The sequence below is a fragment of the Methylomonas rapida genome, from assembly GCF_024360925.2.
GTDB lineage: Bacteria > Pseudomonadota > Gammaproteobacteria > Methylococcales > Methylomonadaceae > Methylomonas > Methylomonas rapida.
Window position 1 is genome coordinate 1860228 of sequence record NZ_CP113517.1, and the last position, 21117, is coordinate 1881344.

Below are 21117 nucleotides of genomic sequence, written 5' to 3' on the forward strand. Positions count from 1 at the left end.
AATATTCACAGGCGATTGTTCTGGCGTATTTGGTTAAATGAAGAATGCGCAGCTTATGGTTTGGCGCATACTAAAATTGTGCCGCTACCGGAAATCAAGGAGAGCCTACAATTGGGGGTTCATTTGTATACCTTTTACCGTTTTGAGTGGCAAGCAACATTATCCCTTAGCCGGCCCAAGAAACGTTTACTATTGAGAATTGCATTATGATTTATACCATTTTGATTGCTGCTGCTATATCAGCGTTTGGGCAAGTGCTATTGAAATATGCCATGCTTAAGCATGGTTCAATTGATTTTAATCTGCAAGGTTTAATCCGCTTAATAATTGAATGGCGACTTATTTGTGCTTTGGGTTTATATGCTGCAGCATTGCTAATGTGGTTGCATGTGCTTTCTAAAGTGCCGTTGAGTATTGCATATCCCATGTTGGCAATTACTTATGTGATCGTTCCGTTAATGTCCTTCGCGTTTTTTGGTGAGCGCATAAATCAACCTCAAATAATTGGTATCTGTCTTGTTCTAGCGGGTGTCGCAATAATAGGAAAAACTGCATGAGTCAATCAGTTAAACAAAAAGTACTTATTTTTATCGTCGCTTATAATGCAGAGAAGACAATTGTCAGCGTAATTGATCGAATTCCGCGTCAACTATTAAATCACTTTGATTTATCTTTGTTGATAATCGATGATTGCAGCAAGGACAATACGCAGAGAGTCGCTTTTAACCACCTCAAAAATGGTTACTGGTGTCCTTTTATGGTTATGCGTAATCCCGAAAATCAAGGGTATGGCGGCAACCAAAAAGTGGGTTACCACTACGCGATTGAAAATGGTTTTGACGCGGTGGTTCTATTACATGGCGATGGCCAATATGCGCCGGAATGCCTGCCTGTTTTGCTTGACCCATTTGCTAATGAAGAAGGCCACCTAGGTGCAGTTTTTGGCTCACGTATGTTGAACCGACGGGATGCCTTAGAAGGAGGCATGCCTCTATATAAATTTGTTGGTAATCAAATATTAACGGCAATGCAGAATAAACTCTTGGGTTCTCAGTTATCTGAGTTTCATACAGGCTATCGGGTTTATTCTGTAAAGGCATTGCAAAACATACCTTTTGACCTAAACACAAATGACTTTCACTTTGATACAGAGATAATCGTGCAAATGTTTTTTTCTGGTGCACGAGTAGTTGAGTTACCAATTCCCACCTATTACGGTGATGAAGTTTGTCATGTTGATGGGTTGAAATATGCTTGGGATGTAACTAAGGCATCCATTAAAGCTCGCTTAATTAGAATGGGTATTTTCTTTGATCCAAAATTTTCAATTCAAGGAGAGCAGGCTTCAAACTATGTAAGTAAATTCGAATTCCATAGTACACATTCAGTTTCTTTTTCTCAAGTGCCCGAAAAAAGTGTGGTTTTGGATCTTGGTTGTGCGGATGGCTATCTATCCGAGCGTTTATATAAAGAGAAAGGTTGCACAGTATTTTCGGTTGATATGGAAGCAGGCAGATCAGTTCCAGGTTGTTCCTATCAGTCCTGTGACCTGAATAATTCGTTACCTGATGTGCCTTGGGAAAAATTAAATGTTGTGGTACTTCTCGATGTCATTGAACATTTGAATAATCCCGAATTGTTTTTGGAGCGTTTACGTGACAGGTTATCAGGCAATGATAAAGTAAAAATTATTGTCAGCTCTGGCAATGTTTGTTTCTTTGTTACACGTATTATGATGTTTATAGGGCAGTTTAACTATGGTCGACGTGGTATTTTGGATATTACGCATACGCGTTTATTCACAGTCGGTTCCCTTGAGCGCTTAGTTAGGTATGCTGCTTATAATGTTATTGATCGTAGTTATATACCCGCACCTTATCCGCTTGCCATAGGATTGAACTCTATTTCGATAGCTTTAGTTAAAATTAATAGTTTGGTGGCCAAAATTTTTCCGGGTTTATTTGCCTATCAATCTCTTTATGTGATCAAGCCACGACCTAGTATTAAATGGTTGCTGAGTAAAGCAACCGAAAGTGTGGTGTTGGAGCGAGAATGAATGTGCAGTCCATTCTAAAATCCTTTCTGGATAAAATGATTTTATCTAGTGTAAATGGGAAAAAAGTGTCTTTGATTTTATATGTGGTCTTCGTATTTGCGATTCTTATTAAAGTACTATGGGGTTATTGGGAGCGTGATCTTACATTTGGTGACACGTCGTCTTATTTTAAGCATGCTGTTTTGTGGCACCTGAATAGTCAGGTCAATATTGTTTGGTCGCCACTATACACTGCCTACTTCGGGTCTTGGTTGAGTATCACTGAAAATGCAAGTATTGCTACCTTTTTGCACAGGATGGGTTTGATTTTAGTTTCTACCATACTGGTGGCTTGGCTGGGATATCTTTCTCTACCACGAGTTCTTGCATTGCTGCTTGTAGTCTGGTGGGTAGCGTTGCCTATTCACTATGATACTTTATATGAAGTGCATTTATTCGGTGCGTTGCCAATCCTTGTTATGGCCTTGGTTTCCTTAGTGGCGGGCGACAAATGGCGGAATCCCTTCTTATTAAGTGTCGCCATAATTTCTACCATTCTAGTTCGGAATGAATACATTATTGTGATCTGCGTACTTGCGGCCTTAAGTGGGGTCAAATTTGTGCATAAAATGCGCTCGATTTCTTTTTCGGAAATGAAACTGGTTGGATTACGCTATGGCACCACTTTTGCTTTAACGGGCTTGCTGATCGTCTATTTTTATTCTGCCTCTTATATCCAAGGGGCATTGATAGCTGAGGAGTCAGCGCCGAAACATACTCTGAACATGTGCCAAGTCTATGCATATGGATACCAGCAACAACACTCTGATTGGAGCGGCAGTCCCTGGACAGATTGCCTCAGTTTGATGCAGAAAAAATTTGGCACAACATTGCCATCTTTGCGTGAAATGATCGCCTCCAACCCTGGCGAGGTGGTTCAGCATTTCCTTTGGAACCTTTCTTTGACGCGCGCTGGTTTAGAAGTATTGCTGTTCAATGCTACTAGCGCTCGCGATAACCCAGACTACGCTCCAGTCTACTTTGTACCGGTGCTTCCGAGTGCGTTGCTAGGTTTTACCCTATTGCTATGTGTTGGAGGGACAGCCTTAATTTTTGGTAAATCTTCGAAGAAATATGTGGCAATTCGGGAAAAGCTGTTTCGCTTGGGACCGCTTTTGTTGGCGGTGGTGATTATGGAGATTGCCGTCATTCTTACTCAAAGACCTCGACCATCCTACCTTCTGGGAGCGGGAGTGTTATATATTTGGGTGGTGTTAGTAATGCTTAACGCATTTATGGCTCAATCTAGGAAATTGGATAGTGTGTGGATTATGAGCTCATTCGTGGCAGTATTGCTGTTGGTCATGCCCTCATATCAGGCTTTGTCCTTGCCGAGTAAAAATGGAGCTTTAGGCGATATCTATAATGAGCTTCGGCCGCATGCTTCAATGTTATGCGAGCTAAATGGAGGACTGGCTGTGAATGAATACGGTATAAACGTAGTCAGTTACTTATGTTCGCCTTACAATCTAAGCACTATTGCAAAAATAGGCAAACCCGATATTGGTTCCCTTTCTAAGGAAGAACGGGAGGAAAAACTCAAAGCTATTTTATTGAGTCTTTCATTTATAGACATTAGTGTTTTTTCCGAGGAAGCGAGGAGCACACCGGAAAAGTTGGCTGATGGTTTGGAGATGACGGGAGCGCGAGCGCTTATTGTTGATCCGTATATGTTAACGAAATATCCTGGCTTATTGGGATGTCCGGAATTGAGGAATGTTCTGCTAGAGCGCGGGTGGCAACAGTTGGCTTATTCAGTTCGATCTAACGGTGGATGCATTGCGGCATATGCAAAATAGTTTTGGAGAGAAAATGGGAAAAGGCAACTGTTGTTGCCCTGGAAACCATGGAGAACGAAGCACCGAAGCACTTAGAAAAAGCTAAAGCTTTTTCACTCCAAAATCACGCGGGGGAGTGCGATAGCTTTAGTTATTACAATGCGTGCAAATCTCCCCGCTTGTTTGTTTTGCCCCGGTAGAGGTAGCTTTCATTTGCCTGAGCGATGTCAAGCTTCCAAGAGCGTTACTATCAAGAATGCTGTTTGTTATCCAATGCAATAAGATTATTTGATTTTACGAATTATTAGACGACTTAGTTAAACATGAAAAAAACGTTAATTACCGGTATTACCGGGCAGGATGGTTCTTACTTAGCTGAATTGCTATTGGCTAAAGGCTACGAAGTGCATGGCATCAAACGCCGTGCGTCGTTATTTAATACAGAACGCATCGACCACATTTATGAAGACCCGCATGCAGCCCATCCCATGCTCAAGCTGCATTATGGTGATTTGACTGACACTTCCAATTTGATTCGCATTTTGCAGGAAGTACAGCCGGATGAGGTGTATAACTTGGGCGCTCAGTCACATGTTGCGGTAAGCTTTGAATCGCCGGAATATACAGCCGATGTCGATGCGATTGGCACTTTGCGTTTGCTTGAAGGTATTCGATTTCTAGGGTTGGAGAAAAAAACCCGCTTTTATCAGGCTAGTACCTCTGAATTGTACGGTTTGGTTCAAGAAATTCCACAAAAGGAAACTACGCCGTTTTATCCTCGTTCACCTTATGCGGTGGCCAAGCTTTATGCTTACTGGATTACCGTTAACTACCGTGAGGCATATGGCCTATATGCATGTAATGGTATTCTTTTCAACCACGAGTCACCACGCCGTGGAGAAACATTCGTCACTCGTAAAATTACCCGAGGTTTGTCAAACATTGCGCAAGGTCTAGATCAATGTTTGTTTATGGGTAACCTGGATGCACTGCGTGATTGGGGGCATGCTAAAGATTACGTTGAAATGCAGTGGCTGATGTTACAACAGGATAATCCTGAAGATTTTGTGATTGCCACCGGCATTCAATATACCGTGCGTGAATTCATCAATAAAACTGCAGCTCATTTAGGTATTGAACTAGCTTGGGAAGGCGAAGGTGTGAATGAGTTTGGTCGAGTCGTTTCGATTACCGGGGAAAATGCGCCTGCGTTGAAAGTGGGTGATATTGTCGTCAAGATAGATCCACGTTACTTCCGTCCAGCTGAAGTCGAAACGTTGCTAGGCGATCCCACTAAAGCTAAAGAAAGACTTGGTTGGGTGCCCAAAATTACGTTGGATGAAATGGTTGAAGAAATGGTTGCTTACGATCTGGATAAAGCCAAGCAACACGGTCTGCTCAAGAGCAAAGGCTTTAGAGTGAGTGTGGGGCGCGAATAATGGAGTACATTGCGAAAAATGCCAAAATCTATGTTGCTGGTCATCGGGGGATGGTTGGTTCTGCAATAGTGCGCAATTTGCAAAACAAGGGGTACACCGGTGTTATCACTCGTACCCGAGCCGAGTTGGATTTGCTTGATCAATCTGCTGTTTACGCCTTCTTCAAATCAGAAATGCCTGACTATGTTTTTTTAGCGGCAGCTAAAGTGGGTGGGATTCATGCCAATAACACCTACCGGGCGGATTTTATATTCGAAAACCTAATGGTCGAAGCGAATATCATATCCGCTGCTCATCAGGCAGGCTGTGAGCGCATGTGCTTTTTGGGCTCCAGTTGTATTTATCCGCGTGACTGTCCTCAGCCGATCAAGGAGGAATATTTGCTGACAGGGCCATTGGAATCAACCAATGAACCTTATGCAATTGCCAAGATTGCCGGTATAAAGTTGTGTGAGAGTTACAATCGCCAGTATGGAACTAAATATGTATCGGTGATGCCGACCAATTTATATGGTCCCAACGATAATTACGACTTAAACAACAGTCATGTATTGCCGGCATTGATTCGCAAAACCCATGAAGCGAAGTTGCATGGAAAAAAAGAGTTGATAGTGTGGGGTTCGGGTAAGCCGATGCGAGAGTTTTTATACGTCGATGACATGGCCGATGCTTGTGTGTTTTTGATGGAGAAAGGTGTTAGTGACGGTATTTACAATGTTGGTACTGGTGTAGACGTTACTATTCGCGAGTTGGCTGAAACAGTCATGCGTGTCGTGGACTTGGAAGGCACTTTGATATTTGATGATAGTAAGCCCGATGGTACTCCTCGCAAACTTCTAAATGTCAATCGGATGCGGAACTTAGGCTGGAAGGCTAAAGTTTCCTTGCAAGATGGTATTGCTATGGCTTATGCGGACTTTTTGACTAAAGGCATTGTTTAGTGGTGCTCGCTATAAAAAACTTGTTCCTTTTGATGAAAGAAACATGTCCTTAGGATTTGACTGAAAATAATTTCCCCCTACGGCATCGTTCCCATGCTCCGCGTGGGAATGCAGCCTGAACCGCTCTGCGGTTCGGGGCACTAGAGCGTCTTTTGAGCTATTGCCGAATAGCCTTGGTATTTTTTACTTTTATGACGACACCTCGGTCGAGGGAGAAACTTCGGAAGTTATTTTGCAACGAATTATTAATTTATCAATTTATATTTGCGTATTATGTACTAAGGTCTGTAAAAATATCTTTAGCTTTCGTATTTGTGATTGGGCTAGATTTTTTAATTATAAATAATGATTCCTAATAGGCCAGTCTGGGTCTTTGTGTGCCTCCAACGAATCGAAATAACTTTAATATTCCTCAAGTTACTGGTTTTTTCATTCAAGCCGATCCTCATATAGGGCAGACAATTGATCTTAGTCAAAGTCATGCTGAGAAAGACACGGTTTAGGATTGTGTAATAAAATAGTTGCATGCTTAATAATTATTCAATTGATTCTGCTGAGGGAGTTTTATTTTATGCATCCTAATTAACGACTGCAGTGATTTTAATTGTGTAATGAAGATATTATTCGTCCTATATGGAGATCTTTACTCCAACAGTGCTAATCATTTAGCTTTATATGCACGTGAATTGCAATCGCTTGGGCATCAATGTGCTGTAACTATACCGGATAATTTAGAGTCAAAAAATCAATACGACAACGCTTGGTTTAGCGTATTTCTATTCGATGAAGTATTAGATAATCCTTCTGTTGTTTTTGCTGATGGTAAGCCAGCAGATGTTGTCCATGCCTGGACGCCTCGTGAAGTTGTTAGGGAGTTTATAACCTTATATTTGGCAATGGTCCCTACACCATGGGTCATTTATTTAGAAGATAATGAATATTGGATTTCTTGTCATGAGTTAGGAATTGATGAAAGAAACTTATTGCAACAAACAGATTTGCATGTTTCAAGAAAAATTACAAATTCATTTTCACATCCGTTTCGTTATCATAGCTTCATTGGGCTTGCTGATGTAGCAGTGGTTATTCAGGAAAAACTTGCAATTGAAGTTCCTCCATGGGTGCATTGTGAAACGGTCATGCCGTGTGTTGATCTTGAATTTTTTGCTCCAAGAAAGGTTGATCCATTGCTAAGAGAAAAGTATGGTATCAAGCAGAATGAAAAGATAATTGTTTATCCTGGTGGCATTAATGGATTCACCAAACCACTGATTAAATCACTTTGTGAGGCTGTTCATCTTATAAATAACAAAGGCTTTCCTTGTAAGCTTTTGAGAACAGGCCCTTTTAAATTAGATTTTACTAAAACTTTGCCAAAAGGCTCTGCTGATAAAATTCTTGATTTAGGTCTTTTACCTAGAGAGGAACTCCCTAATCTTTTGTCTTTGGCGGATGTTCTGGTTCAGCCAGGAAAGGTAGACCCTTTTGAAGATTTGAGATTACCATGTAAATTACCAGAATTCTTGGCAATGGGACGACCAGTGGTTATGCCAAGTGCAAATATCGCAAATTTGTTGATTGATGGTGTTGATGTGGTTTTAACCGAGACTGGTAGTGCCGAAGAAATTGCAGAAAGGTGTATTGCAATTTTTTCAAATCCAGAGCTGGCTGAAATGATGGCAAAATCTGGGCGTCGCTTTGCTGAAATTCATTTTGATGCAAAGTCGCAGGCTTTGAAATTGGAAAAGGCCTATAAAATTGCATGTCATAACTTTAACCCCATGATTGCAAAAAAAATATGGGGTGGTAAGGGGTTTGAATTACCTGTCGATTTGTCTTTGGCTTTAAGGTTGAAGTTGTTGGCAGGAATGAAAGATTCAGGTATTAATTATAATATTAAGGAGTTGTTGGGTGATTACTCTCGATACATCGAGCATAGTCATCGGAGAATTAGTGGGCTTGAAGCTTATGTGGAAAAAAATAGAAGTTTTCTTTATGTTATTTTTAATAAACTAGGATATGTTACATATCGTTATTTGAGAAAGATTAAGAAAAAATTAATTGGGCGTACATCTTTTGGTGTGAATAATTAATTATAGTTTTGTTGGTTTAAATATATTGTTATGTATTCTATCTTGCGAAAAACAAATGGATAAGAGTATTTATTGCTTTTTTTGCTGTTCATGCCGGTTTCGATATTGATTTGAATGAAAGTCGTGGCAATTGTTGTTACATTTCATCCGGAATTTAATGCGTTAGGTGCTTTGCTGGATATTTTGAATTCCCAGGTTGATACTGTAGTCGTAGTGGATAATTGCTCGGGGAATGATTTTTACAATTGGTTTAATAAATTCTACGCACAGAAAGTGCATGGCATTTTTCTAGCTGAAAATACCGGGGTGGCAACTGCGCAAAATAAAGGAATTGTTTGGGCTCGAACGGAAGGTGCTGATGCTGTCGTATTATTCGATCAAGATAGCCTGCCTGAACATGGTATGGTTAATTGTTTAGCCATGGCGTTAAAGAATGAACAAGCTAAAGGTAACAAGGTTGCAGCGGTCGGGCCAAAATATGTGGATGAGCGAAATGTCGATCGCCCTTCATTCTCACGTCTTATTGGTATTAGACTAAAAAAAGTCCTGTATGAACAGGAAATAGTGCCTTCTGATTTCATTATCTCATCTGGTTCCTTAATACCAATCTGTACTCTTGACGAAGTAGGTATGATGAATGATGAGTTTTTTATTGATCAAATTGACATAGAATGGTGTTTGCGGGCAAAGGCATGTGGGTATCAGTCGTATGGGGTATGTTCTACAACAATGCAGCATAATCTTGGTGAAGAGCCTTTAAAGTTTTTGGGGTTCACTCTATTGCATCATAGTCCATTACGCCACTATTACATTTTTCGGAATGCTATAAGATTGTTGTTTAAATCATATATCCCATTAGGTTGGAAGTTGATTTTTATTCGAACGCTATTGCTACGTTTTTTTCTTTACTCTCTCTTTGTAACGCCTCGGCTTAAATATTGTAAAATGATGGCTAAAGGAGTATGGCATGGACTGAAAGGGCGAATGGGTAAGTTTATTCCCGGATAAATCATGGTTAAGTGACAAGCCCAATTTAAATTGACTAGCGTAAAACTGAAGTCTCGAAACAGCAAGTAATCCAAAAAATGAATGGAATTATAGATATACATCTCATATTAGATACTCATTTTTTCTTTAATGATAAGCAAAAATTATGATTAATCAAGTCTCAGCAATTATCGTGAACTTCAATGCTGGTATATTGCTTAGCGCTTGTGTTAATTCACTGTTAAATTGTGCGCATATTCAACAAGTTGTAGTTGTAGATAACGCATCGACTGATTCAAGTTTAGACGCTATTAGTCAACTATCGCGTGTCAATATTATTCGTAATTCTGTCAATATTGGATTTGCATCTGCTTGCAATATAGGTTTGAATCAAGTCGATTCTGAGCTTGTGTTGTTCTTCAATCCTGATTGTTCCTTGCCTTCTGGTTCTTTGGAAAGTCTCATTGACTGTTTGTATAGTGATGATGCGATTGGCATGGTCGGCGGCTTGCTGATAAACCCGGATGGTAGTGAACAGGCCGGTGGGCGACGATTAGTGCCAACACCCTGGCGTTCTTTTGTACGGGCATTTGGTTTGCATCGTTTAGAAACGCGATGGCCACGTTTGTTTTTTGATTTTGATCTGCATAAACACCCCTTGCCCGCAACCCCTATTGGAGTAGAAGCCATTTCTGGCGCCTGTATGTTGGTCAAACGCCAGGCAATTGAGAGTGTTGGTCTATGGGACGAAGGTTATTTCCTTCATTGTGAAGACCTGGACTGGTGCATGCGCTTTCGGCGAAAGGGTTGGAAGATTATGTTTGTTCCCACAGCAAAAATTGTACATGAACAGGGTGCCTGTAGTCGGTCTAGACCCGTTTTTGTGGAGTGGCACAAGCACAAAGGCATGATGCGCTTTTATCGCAAATTTTTTCAGCACCAGTACCCCGGTATTTTGATGTGGCTGGTGGCTTTGGGCGTTTGGTTTAGATTCGCGGCGGTGGCAAGCTATTACACATTTCGTCGCTTCTGGCATGGTTAGTGATTCTGGATATGAATAATCTTGTTGGGGTATTGGGAGCAAGTAGCCATGTCGGGCAAGCCTTATTGCCCTTGTTGGCACGTGATGGTTTTGATGTTATTGCTTTTTCGCGCCGGATTGGCCATGAAAACTCAGGCGATGGAGAATTCCTTGAGTTAGATGAAACCAAAGTAATCTGGCGAGCCATAAGCAGCATTGATGCGGTATGTGCGGATCATAGCATTCCTTATTGGATTTCCCTTGCGCCGATACGAGTTTTACCGGCATATTTCGAGACATTTAAGGCTAGTGGCGCCAAGCGTATTGTGGCGTTATCGTCAACCAGTCGTTTTACCAAGCAAAATGCGTCAGATCCGCAGGATCAGGCATTGGCGCAGAGTTTTGTGGAATCGGAATTTGAATTACAAAACTGGGCGGAAAGGCATGGCGTCGAGTTTGTGATATTGCGCCCGACTTTGATTTATGGGCTGGGCAAGGATAAAAACATCTGTGAAATCATACGCCTGATTCGAAAATTTGGCTTTTTTCCGTTATTGGGTGGAGCAAGCGGTCTGCGACAACCCGTTCATTGCTGCGATGTTGCTTTGGCTTGTCAGGCGGCCTTAATTTCTCCATCCGCCGTAAATAAGAGCTATAACCTCTCTGGCGGGGAAGTATTGAGCTATAGGGAAATGGTGGCGAGGGTTTTTCAGGTGTTACAACGCAAGCCGCGCTTTTTTAACATGCCTGTCGGATTATTACGGGTCATGATGGTTTTGTTGAGTTTGATTCCACGCTACCGGAAATGGTCGTTTGCGATGGTGGAGCGCATGAATCAGGATATGGTTTTCGATCACACCGAAGCGGAACGGGATTTGGGTTTCAAACCTAGAGGTTTTTCATTGTCGGCTGATGATTTGCCTTGACATGAGGATGATGTCGAGCAATTGAAAAATCGCGAAGGATATTGCCGCAAATAACATACCTGATTATTCCCTTAGGATTTGGTTGAGAATAATTTCCCGCACTCCGGGATCATCGTTCCCATGCTCCGCCTCGTTCCCACGTCAGGAACAGCTTCTTACTTGCGCTCGGGCTTCGCATGGGTTCCCACGGAGGACCGCTCATCGTTATACACAAGTCCCTCAAAGACTAAACTACAAGGAGACACAGAAACAGGAGAAAGGCGATGAGCAACTGGGCCGAAGAAGAAGTGCAAACTGCCAATTTGGAAGATCAACGTCTAAACAAGAGATTGGCCTTGCTATTGGAGCAATTGGGCGAGCATCCACAACTCAGTATTCCGGCGGCCTGCGGAGGCTGGAAGGAGACGATGGGAGCCTATCGCTTCTTCAATAACGCTAAGACGACATTCGAGAAGATACTGGCGCCGCATCGAGATGCCACGATCGAGCGCATGAAGAGCAGCCCAATCGTGCTGCTGGCACAGGACACCACCGAGGACGATAAGAATATTTGCTTGGGGCCGAAGGGACTTGGCACAGTGAAAGACGTGGAGAAACACTTGCGCCGCCTGCATCCGACAGTTGCCTTTACGCCATCGCGTATTTGTTTGGGTGTCGTGAAAGCATCGTATTGGCCTCGAGAGATCCCAAGCCAAAGGAGTGAACGACTTCACAAAGGCGTAGACGAAAAAGAGAGTCGCCATTGGCTGGAAAGTTACCAGGACAGTTGCGCTTTACAGGCGCAAATGCCGGACACCCTGCTGATCAATCTTGCCGACAGGGAGGGCGATATTTACGAGTGGTTTGCCGAATACCATGACTACGCACCTGCGGTACGGGCTCAATGGATCGTACGTGCGGCGCAAAACCGAGTGTTGGCTTCGCCGGAGAACGGTACGAAATGCCTGTGGGCCGCCGTGGAGCAAGCTCCTGTATTGGGTTACTCTGAGGTGAACGTCAAACCGCGACCGAACCGCACGGCGCGACTGGCGCATATCACGTTACGCGCCATTACAGTGACCCTCAAACCGCCTAAGCGGATAGGGTATCGGCTACCGGAACTCACCATCAATGCGGTGCTGGCACGCGAAGATGCACCACCGTCTGGCGTGGAACGTTTGGAATGGCTATTGTTGACTAGCTTGCCGATCGATTGTTTCGAACAGGCGGCAACGATCGTCATGTGGTACGCCGTGCGGTGGTGCATTGAAGTGTACTTCCATGTGCTCAAGAGCGGATGCCAGATTAAGCGACTGCATCTGGAAACCGAGGACCGACTGCTACCTTGTTTAGCGTTGTACATGGTTATTGCCTGGCGGGTATTGTTCACGCTGATGTTGGGACGGACTACGCCGGACATGGATTGTGAAATTATCTTCGATCCACAGGAGTGGCGGGCTGCTTACATTGTGGTTAAGCTTTGCCCGCCGCCGCTTACGCCACCTCGCTTGGGCGAAGTGATTCTCTTGGTGGCGAGCTTGGGCGGTTATCTCGGACGCAAGCATGACGGGCCGCCGGGTGCCAAAGCCATGTGGATCGGACTGCAGCGTTTGCGCGATTTTGTCATTGCATTGGAAGCTCAGCAGGTTGTCGCACAGAGATGTGTATAACGATGAGCGGAGGACCGTGGGAACCAGAGTACGTTCCGGAACGGGTAAGTTATTTGTAATTATATCCTTAGGAGTGAACATCAAATAATCTATGCAAGTATTCGGCGTAGGTGTGGATTTATCCGCACGGTGCGAATGAATTTGCACCTACCATTGTTGAGCATATTTCTCACACATTCCTTACTCCATCTCGTACACAAATATCGTCATGCATACCGGGAAGCGGCTATTCTCTCCCTACTCCGCATTTTGCTTCCTCGTCCTCCGTTGGGTGAGTCAAAACAGTTCCTTCTCTCTTTGGGAGAAGGCTAGGATGAGGGCAATAAATCAAATACTTACATTAAACCCTCACCCCAACCCGCGAGGAGAGGGCTTTTACCTCCCGCAGAGTTGTTTACAACTCTAAAAGCGCCCCTTCCAATCAATAAACATCCCTGACGTAGCGCTTATCTTTTTTCAATTGATTGACGTACTCGGCGGCTTCGGTTGCGGATTTGTTGCCGTGGATGCGGATGACGTCGTGCAGGGCCTGGTCGACGTCCTTGGCCATCCGGTAGGCATCGCCGCAGACGAAGAAATAACCGCCTTCCTCCAACCAGGCATACAATTCGGCGCCGTGTTCCATCATTCTATCTTGCACATAGATTTTTTCGGCCTGGTCGCGGGAAAAGGCCAGGTCAAGACGCGTCAATAAACCACTGGCTTGCATCGCTTCGATTTCTTCGCGGTAGATGAAATCCGTCGCCGCATTGCGGTCGCCGAAGAACAGCCAGTTTTTGCCCGAGGCATTGCGAGCCTCGCGTTCCTGCAAGAAGGCGCGGAACGGGGCGATACCGGTACCGGGGCCGACCATGATCATGGGCAGGCTGTCATCGCTGGGTACGCGGAAGTTGTTGTTGGGCGTGAAGAAAATTTTGACTTCGGTGTTTTCGTCGACCAAATCGGCCAGGTAAGTCGAGCAGACGCCTTTGTGCTGGCGGCCATGCGCGTCGTAACGCACGCTGGCAACCGTCAAATGCACGCTGTCCGGATATTTTTTACTGCTGGACGAAATCGAGTAGGCGCGATGTTGCAAGGGTTTCAGCAGACGCAAGAACTCGGCGGCGGAAAATTCCACTCCAGGGAATTGCTGCAACAAATCCAGGATGTCGCGGCCCCAGAGATAATCGCTCAACTTGTCCTTGTTGCCGTTATGCAGCAGGGCGTTCAGTTCCTGGTCGCCCGAACGGTTGGCGATTTCCTCGATCAATTCCTTGCCAGGCAGCTTGATTTCAAAATGCGTGCGCAAGGCTTCGGACAGTTGCATCAATTCGCCGTTCACGGGTTCTTCTTCGTTGCCGCTGCAACCCAAGGCCTTTACGATGTCGGCCACCAGTTGCGGGCAGTTGGTTGGGACCACGCACATCGCGTCGCCAGCCTCGTAGCTCAGGTCGGAACCTGCAATCGAGATTTCGTAATGACGGGTTTCCTTGGAGGAATTGGCCGCGGTCAGCAGATGGTTGACCAACATTTTTGCAGGGAAGGGGTTTTTACGGTTGTAAACCGATTTGGCCGCCGTGGGCACTTCGCTGTCGATCACGGAAACAGTCGCGGCGCCTTCGGCCATCAACGGAATTACCTCGCTGATCCATTTTTCGGCGGGCGCTTCAAAATCCACATCGCAATCGACGCGCTCGAATAGACGTTTCGCGCCCAACGTCTGCAAGCGGTTGTCCCAGTCTATGCCGGCTTGGCAGAACAAGTCATAGCTGGTGTCGCCCAGGGCCAACACAGAATATTTGACGTTTTCCAGGCGAGGGGCCGCGTCGTCGCTAGCGGCTTCCCAGAGCATTTCGGCGTTGTCCGGCATGGCGCCTTCGCCGTAAGTGCTGGTAATGATCAATAGATATTCCATGGACGGCAATTGGCTGATTTCCACTTCGTCCATGCTTTTGACCACAGGAATCAAGCCATGGCTTTTCGCGCGGTTGGCGGCATCGGTCGCCAGCGATTCGGAATTGCCGGTTTGGCTGCCGAACAGGATATGCAGCGTGCGGGCGTTTGACGCATTGATGCTGCCCGCGCTGTGCAGCATATGGCTGTGCATGCCGGCAAAAAAGCCGTTCAGCCAGGCACGTTGAGTGTCACTGTAAGGTGCGTTTAACGGGATAAAAGGTGTTTTCATTTCTTTACCAAATTGGGCCGTTTCAGTCGGCTTGGTCATTTTTATAAATCAACGTAGGCTGGGCGAGCTGTATAACCTGAAAGGTCCGCCGTACCCAGCCTATCCTGGTTAGGAGTCTGTAAGAAATAAGCTTGGCAATGGCAGGTGCGAATTCATTCTCACTGTGCGGTTAAATCCGCGCCTACACCGATACTTGCCTAGATTATTTCTTGTTCATGCCTTAGGTTACGCGGCCTGGTTTTCCAGCATATCCTTGACGATGGCCATGCTTTCCAGGCTGGCCAGGTTTTTATCGACGGATGGCACGCCGGCTAGCGCCTGACGATTGAGGTTGTCCTGTTCGATGATCCAGGCGGTCGAGCCGATGGAGTAAATGCTTTGTACGTCGCGCAGCATCAGCGTGGCCTTGTAGTCATCCAGACGTTTCGCCGCCATCAGGGTGGCAAGCTGTGCGTCGTCGTATTGGCTATAAGCCTCGCGGATGTTTTTGATCAAGGCGTCTTGCAATTTGCGCGGACGTTCCAGGATCAATTTACGCGCATGTTTGTCAACCAAGACTTCGCTGATCGGTTGGCCGGCTTTATTCAGCTGGTCCTTGGCGATTTGTTGCGCCTTGTCGATCACCGCATAACTGTTGATCAATTTCAGGGTCAGTTCGCCGTCGATATCGCCGTAACCTGGAATCGCGCCGTTGAACAGCGTCGTATTGGTCTGGTAGGCCTGTTTGATTTGCCCGATTTGTTTTTGCGCGAACGCTACCGACAGCTCTTCTATCATCGCCTTGCGGTCCATGGTCTGGCTCAGGAACTCGGCGGTTTGGGTTCTGTTTAGCCACAACGGCAGCGCGAATTTGAAATGCTGGCGCGCGTCCGACCAGTTTGACAAGATGGCCTTGGCTTTTTCCGAACCGGTGTACTCGATGTGCTGCTCCAGCATGTACAGGATGAACTGCTCATGCGCCGCGGCGACCTCGGTACCTTCGGTCAGGCTATGCATGCTGACCGAGGTTTTGTCGTACAGATTTTGCAAACGGTTGTCGGGATCATATTGGTAGGCATTGCCGCCGGACATGCCGGTGCAGAAGCCTTTGCCAAAGCCGCCCAGGTTCAGGACCGCGCCATTGATCATGTATTCGCAAGCGAAATCGCCGACACCTTCGACCACGGCCATCGCGCCGGAATTGCGCACCGCGAAACGGTCGCCGGCTTCGCCGTTAATGAATGTTTTGCCGCCGGAGGCGCCGAACAAGGCAAAGTTGCCGATCAGCACGTTTTCGCCCGGCAGCTTGGAGCCGCCGCCCGGCGATTTGATGACGATGACGCCGCCGCAGGCGGTTTTGCCGACACCGTCGTTGCAGGTGCCGGTGTGCTCCATGCGGATGCCGTCGTTGTTGAACGCCGCATAACTTTGACCGGCCGAACCGTGGGTGCGGACGATGATGGTGTCATCGGCCAGATAGCGGCGGCCATGCTGATTGGTGTAAACGATCTTGCTGGCAGCGGCTTGTTCGGCGCTCAGTTCGTATTGCAACAAGCGCTCCAAGTCGATCGCGGCTTGGCCGCCTACGGTTTTGTTGCGGTTGTTCAGTTTGAAATCGTCGCCTTCGATGATGACCTGTTTCTGGCCTTGCTCGAACAGGGCGGATTTGACCTTGGCGAAGATTTTATCGTCGATGCTGAAATCCTTTTCCAGGTAAATCGGCTTTTCGATCTTGATTTCCTGGACTTCGGCCAACAGTTTTTGCAAATGAATCTGGCCCACCATGCTTGGATGGTTGATCAAATGCAGCAACTGGGTTTGGCCTCGAATCTCGCGCAAGCTGCCGTAGCCCCAGTCCGCCAGGATTTCCCGGACTTCGTGCGCCAGGTTCATGAAAAATTGTGCCAATACCCGTGGATCGCCCTTGAATTCTTCATGGGCGGTGGTCAAGCCGGCGGGGCAGCGGATGTTGCAGTTTTTCGCCATCACGCAGCGCAGCATCATCAATGCGGTGGTGCCGAACTCGAAGGAGTCGCCGCCCAGAATTGCCGATTTGACGACGTCGACACCGTTTTGGTGTGCGGCGCTGCAACGCAGCACGACCTTATCGCGCAAGCCGTTCGCAGCCAAGGCCTGATGGACTTCGGCGACGCCGATTTCCGGCGAACGGCCGGTGTTTTTCAGGCTGGTCACCGCCGCGGCGCCAGTACCGCCGGTGTTGCCGGCCACGTTGATGACGTCGGCGCCGGCTTTGGCCACGCCGACCGCAATCGTGCCTATACCTTCCGAAGATACCAGTTTGACCACGACCTTGACACGTGCGGCCTTGGCGTCGTGGATCAATTGGCCCAAATCCTCGATCGAGTAGGTGTCGTGGTGCGGCGGTGGACTGACCAGTTCCACTTTCGGCGTGCCGCCGCGCAGTGCGGCGATTTCGACCGAAACTTTGGGCGCTGGCAGCTGACCGCCTTCGCCGGGTTTCGCACCCTGGCCGATTTTGATTTCGATTTCCTCGATGGTCGGATCAGCCAGATAGCCAGCCCAAACGCCGAAACGGCCGGAGGCGAATTGTTTGATTTTGCTGGAACGCAGTGTGCCGAAACGGCTGGAATGCTCGCCGCCTTCGCCGGAGTTGCTCTTGGCGCCGGCGATGTTGGTGCCCATCGCCACCGCTTCATGCGCTTCGGCCAACAGAGCACCGTGGCTCATCGCGCCGGAGGCGAATGCCGCGGTAATTTCATGCGCAGGCTGCACTTTGTCCAACGTGATACCGTTGCGCGCGGTAATGATATTGTTCAGGTAAAAGTACAGGATGCTGTCCGTGTCGTTGACGCGAACATTGATCACATCGTTTTCGACGGTCAAGCCAAAGTCGTGGCCGGCAAAGCGCGCTTTTAGGTGTTCGGCGAGTTGCTCCAGGCGCGACTTGGCGTTGTCGCGGCTGAAATGCAACGAAAATACCACGCCATTGGTTTTTTCGACCTGCAGGCCGCGCACCAGGAAATTATTGTTGCCGTATAGATTCTGACTGCCCAGCAAGCGATCGAAATCGGCTTTGCTGTTGGCGCTGCCGATGTCTACCGGAAATTCCATGACGTCGCGCAGCGCGGCGGGGCGATTGGCGCGTTCTTGCGCCAGATTTCGGGTAAAGCTGCGATAAGCCGGTGTGATGCCGAAGGCGTCGATTTGCTCCGGCGTGCGTTTGTCGTAGCCAAAGTCGCGATAGGCGGTGTCGCTGGCTTCGTCGGCCTGTTGCTTCGGCGGCTTTGGTTCCAGACCAACTGCCGCACTCCCACCATCCGTGGCGGTCGGTACATACAGAATCGGCTCGTCGGTCATGTTGATATATTCGCGAACCGCCAGATTGCCGAAGGTATGGCCGGCGCCGTCCTGACGTTCCTTGAACAAGCCCAGGAACGGAATATCGTTTTCGTCCTTGACCGATAATGCCTTGTGATGCCATTCGGTGGCGCTGGCCGCAATGTCGGCGTAACGCACGCCGCCTACCGAGGCGTGGATGTTCGGGAAGTAAGGCTTCAATTTGGGCTCGTCGGTGTCCAGATAGTTGGACTCGAAGAATTCACCGCCGATATAACTTTCCGCGGTACACAGGCCGAATTTGCCCATGGTTTTCATCAACGATTTTTCGACGCCTTTCTGGAAGTTATACAAGGCTTTTTGTCGGGATTCTGGGTCGGCGTATTCGGTCATGACCCGGTTATGCACGCTCAATGGGCAAATCGCCGAGGCGCCGAAGCCCAGAATGGTGGCGACGTCGTGCGGGCTGGCCGCTTGACCCGTTTCCAGAATCAGCGACGAGTTGAAGCGCAGGCCTTGCGCAACCATATGCTGGTTGGCGGCCGCGACCATCAGGATGGCCGGAATCGCGGCTTTGGTTTTGCCGATATCGGCGTCGCTCAGGATGATGATGCCGGTATGGCTGCGCGCGGCCTGTGCGACTTGTTCACAGACTGCATGCAAGGCTTGTTCCAGGGCTTGTTCGTTTTTTGCCGCGTCGGCGAAATCCGGCGCGTACAGCATGTCCAGAGTGATGGTTTTGACCTGGGTTTGCCGGCGGATTTGTTCCAGTTGCGTGCGCTGTAGAATCGGTGACTCTATCATCAGCTGTTTGCTGTGGCTCGGTGCAAACGTGGGTTTCGCGCCCAGGGCCACGCGCAAGGTCATGCCGTCGCTCTCGCGCAGTGAATCCAGCGGCGGATTGGTAACCTGGGCGAAACGTTGGCTGAAGTAACGCGACATGCCGCCTTCGGCCGCGCTGAGCGCGTTGGGCGCCAGGCCGTAACCCATGGCCGAAACTTTTTCCAGCCCAGTCTGCAGGATAGGGTCGAGCAAAAACTTGAAGCTTTCTTGATTGAGCGAGTAAGCGGTATGGCGCTGGTCGATGTTCAGCTCATGGTCGTTGCCGATTTCGGCCAAATTCACTTTCGGCAGTGCGCCGATATGCACGCAGCGTTCCGCCAGCATGGCTTTGTAATCTCTTTCCCGAGCCAGTCTTTCCAGTACTTGATGGCTGTCGTAGGATTGGCCGGTGGCGTGGTCGAAATACAGCATGCCGCCGGCTTCGATGCGGCCGCGTTTCAATACGTGTTCCGGCGGAAAGTCGATTTGACCGGCTTCCGACATCACTGCCAGGTACTCGTTGGTTTCCACCGAACGCAAGGGGCGCAGTCCCAAGCGGTCCAGGCGGGCGCCGACGCGAATGCCGTCATTGAAAATCAGCGCCGCAGGGCCGTCATTTTTCTCTTCGTACAGGCTGAAATATTCCAGCATGGCCCTGACGTCAGCCGACAAGGTGGTGTCGTTTTCCCAGGCCGGCGGCATCATCGCCAGAATCGCGGTGACGATGTCCAGCTCGTCTTCGTTGATGCGGCGGGTCAGGGTTTGGTCCAGACGGCCCGAGTCGGATTGGCCGCACGGAAATACGATGTGTTTGTTGTTCTGCCGGGCGATCGCGTTTTCGCTGAGGCGGTTTTTCTTGTCGGTGTTCAGCTCGCCGTTGTGCGCCATGTAGCGGAACGGCTGCGCCATCATCGTCGCCGGCGCGGTGTTGGTCGAGAAGCGGGTATGGAAGAACAGCGTGCTGATTTCGTGATCTTTGTCGTACAAATCGACGAAATAGGGAATCACTTCGAACGAGTTCAGGCGGCCTTTGTAAACCAGGGTGCGCGAACTCATCGACAACGGATAAAAGCCCTGCAATTCAGGACGATTGAAGCCGTCGGCCTCGATGGCCAGCAAGGCTTTTTGGATATGTCTTTCGAATTCGTCGTGGCTGGCGTCTTTCAGCGAGGCAGGACGGCCAAAGATCAATTGCTTGATCGGCAGTTGCGCCTTGATGGCTGCTGCATTCAACACCAGTTTGTCGACCGGCACGTCGCGCCATTTGATGACCGGCAGGTCGAATGCTTTCAGATGCTGTTCGATCAGTTGAACCGCGATGGAGTCGTAGTGGTCGTGGTCTTCCGGAAAGAAGAAGTTGGCGACGCCGAATTGGCCCAGTTGCAGGGTTTCCAGGTTGGTGATTTTGCGGAAAAATTTCAACGAAATATCGATGTTAACGCCCGCGCCATCCCCGATGCCCTCGGCGCTCATGCCGCCACGATGAGGGATGGTACAGAGTGCCTCGTGGGACTTGACCAGCAGGTCGTGCGTCTGCTTGCTGTCCTTACGCGTGATGAAGCCTACGCCGCAGCTGTCCTGCGACAAGTCGGCATCATAAAGCATCTGTACTGAGTTTTTTTTCTGGGCGTTATTGATCATTGCTATCCAGATCCTGTCTTGCTAAATCAAATGCGCTGCCGGGTATTTGCCATACGGGCAACGCCGTTTATGGTTTTTCTGTCTGCCGCGTGTTAGAGTCGTCGGAAGCGGCACAAAACCTGTGGGTTTGTTAAAAATTTCTGTTAGTGAAACTTTCCAATAATAACATGCGAAGGCGTTTCTGTCATTTCATTACTCTGAAAGTCATTGTGGGAGCGACGCACAGTCGCGATAAATGGCTTCAATTCGCGACTATGCGTCGCT

Annotated in this window: 12 protein-coding genes; 10 read left to right on the plus strand and 2 right to left on the minus strand. The window is 47.8% G+C overall.

Going from position 1 to position 21117, the window contains the following annotated elements:
* Positions 1–206: 206 nt before the first annotated feature.
* From NM686_RS08835 to NM686_RS08880, 10 genes are all read left to right on the plus strand, one after another.
* Positions 207–557, plus strand: coding sequence for an SMR family transporter (locus NM686_RS08835; protein ID WP_255187514.1), 351 nt, complete (start codon positions 207–209; stop codon positions 555–557).
* A complete protein-coding gene (locus NM686_RS08840) occupies positions 554–2056 on the plus strand; it encodes a glycosyltransferase (RefSeq protein WP_255187515.1) in 1503 nt (500 codons plus the stop codon). The genes NM686_RS08835 and NM686_RS08840 overlap by 4 nt, the downstream gene beginning before the upstream one ends.
* Positions 2053–3894, plus strand: a complete 1842-nt coding sequence (locus tag NM686_RS08845) for a hypothetical protein (RefSeq protein WP_255187516.1) — start codon at positions 2053–2055, stop codon at positions 3892–3894. Before NM686_RS08840 ends, NM686_RS08845 begins: the two co-directional genes overlap by 4 nt.
* Before the next feature lie 302 nt (positions 3895–4196).
* Positions 4197–5312, plus strand: a complete 1116-nt coding sequence (gmd, locus tag NM686_RS08850) for a GDP-mannose 4,6-dehydratase (protein ID WP_255187517.1) — start codon at positions 4197–4199, stop codon at positions 5310–5312.
* Positions 5312–6253 (plus strand): GDP-L-fucose synthase, encoded by a 942-nt coding sequence (gene fcl, locus NM686_RS08855; RefSeq protein ID WP_255187518.1) that lies wholly within the window; start codon positions 5312–5314, stop codon positions 6251–6253. The genes gmd and fcl overlap by 1 nt, the downstream gene beginning before the upstream one ends.
* Positions 6254–6864: 611 nt before the next feature.
* Positions 6865–8346, plus strand: coding sequence for a glycosyltransferase family 4 protein (locus NM686_RS08860; RefSeq protein ID WP_255187519.1), 1482 nt, complete (start codon positions 6865–6867; stop codon positions 8344–8346).
* 114 nt (positions 8347–8460) lie between these two features.
* Entirely contained in the window at positions 8461–9354 is an 894-nt protein-coding gene (locus NM686_RS08865) for a glycosyltransferase family 2 protein (protein WP_255187520.1), read from the plus strand.
* Positions 9355–9499: 145 nt separating this feature from the next.
* Positions 9500–10375: a glycosyltransferase family 2 protein gene (locus NM686_RS08870; protein WP_255187521.1), complete on the plus strand. Its 876-nt coding sequence runs from the start codon at positions 9500–9502 to the stop codon at positions 10373–10375.
* Positions 10376–10386: 11 nt separating this feature from the next.
* Positions 10387–11280 carry an NAD-dependent epimerase/dehydratase family protein gene (locus NM686_RS08875; protein WP_255187522.1) on the plus strand — a complete coding sequence of 298 codons (894 nt, stop codon included), beginning with the start codon at positions 10387–10389 and terminating at the stop codon, positions 11278–11280.
* 263 nt (positions 11281–11543) lie between these two features.
* Complete coding sequence (locus NM686_RS08880) at positions 11544–12929, plus strand: IS4 family transposase (protein WP_255187523.1); 1386 nt, start codon at positions 11544–11546, stop codon at positions 12927–12929.
* A gap of 421 nt (positions 12930–13350) precedes the next feature.
* Here the strand turns inward: NM686_RS08880 and NM686_RS08885 are convergent, their stop codons facing one another.
* Together NM686_RS08885 and NM686_RS08890 are read right to left on the minus strand one after the other, a co-directional pair.
* On the minus strand, positions 13351–15093 hold the full coding sequence (locus NM686_RS08885) for a sulfite reductase subunit alpha (RefSeq protein ID WP_255187524.1): 1743 nt from the start codon (positions 15091–15093) through the stop codon (positions 13351–13353).
* A gap of 225 nt (positions 15094–15318) precedes the next feature.
* Positions 15319–20853 (minus strand): glutamate synthase-related protein, encoded by a 5535-nt coding sequence (locus NM686_RS08890; RefSeq protein ID WP_255187525.1) that lies wholly within the window; start codon positions 20851–20853, stop codon positions 15319–15321.
* Positions 20854–21117 lie beyond the last annotated feature (264 nt).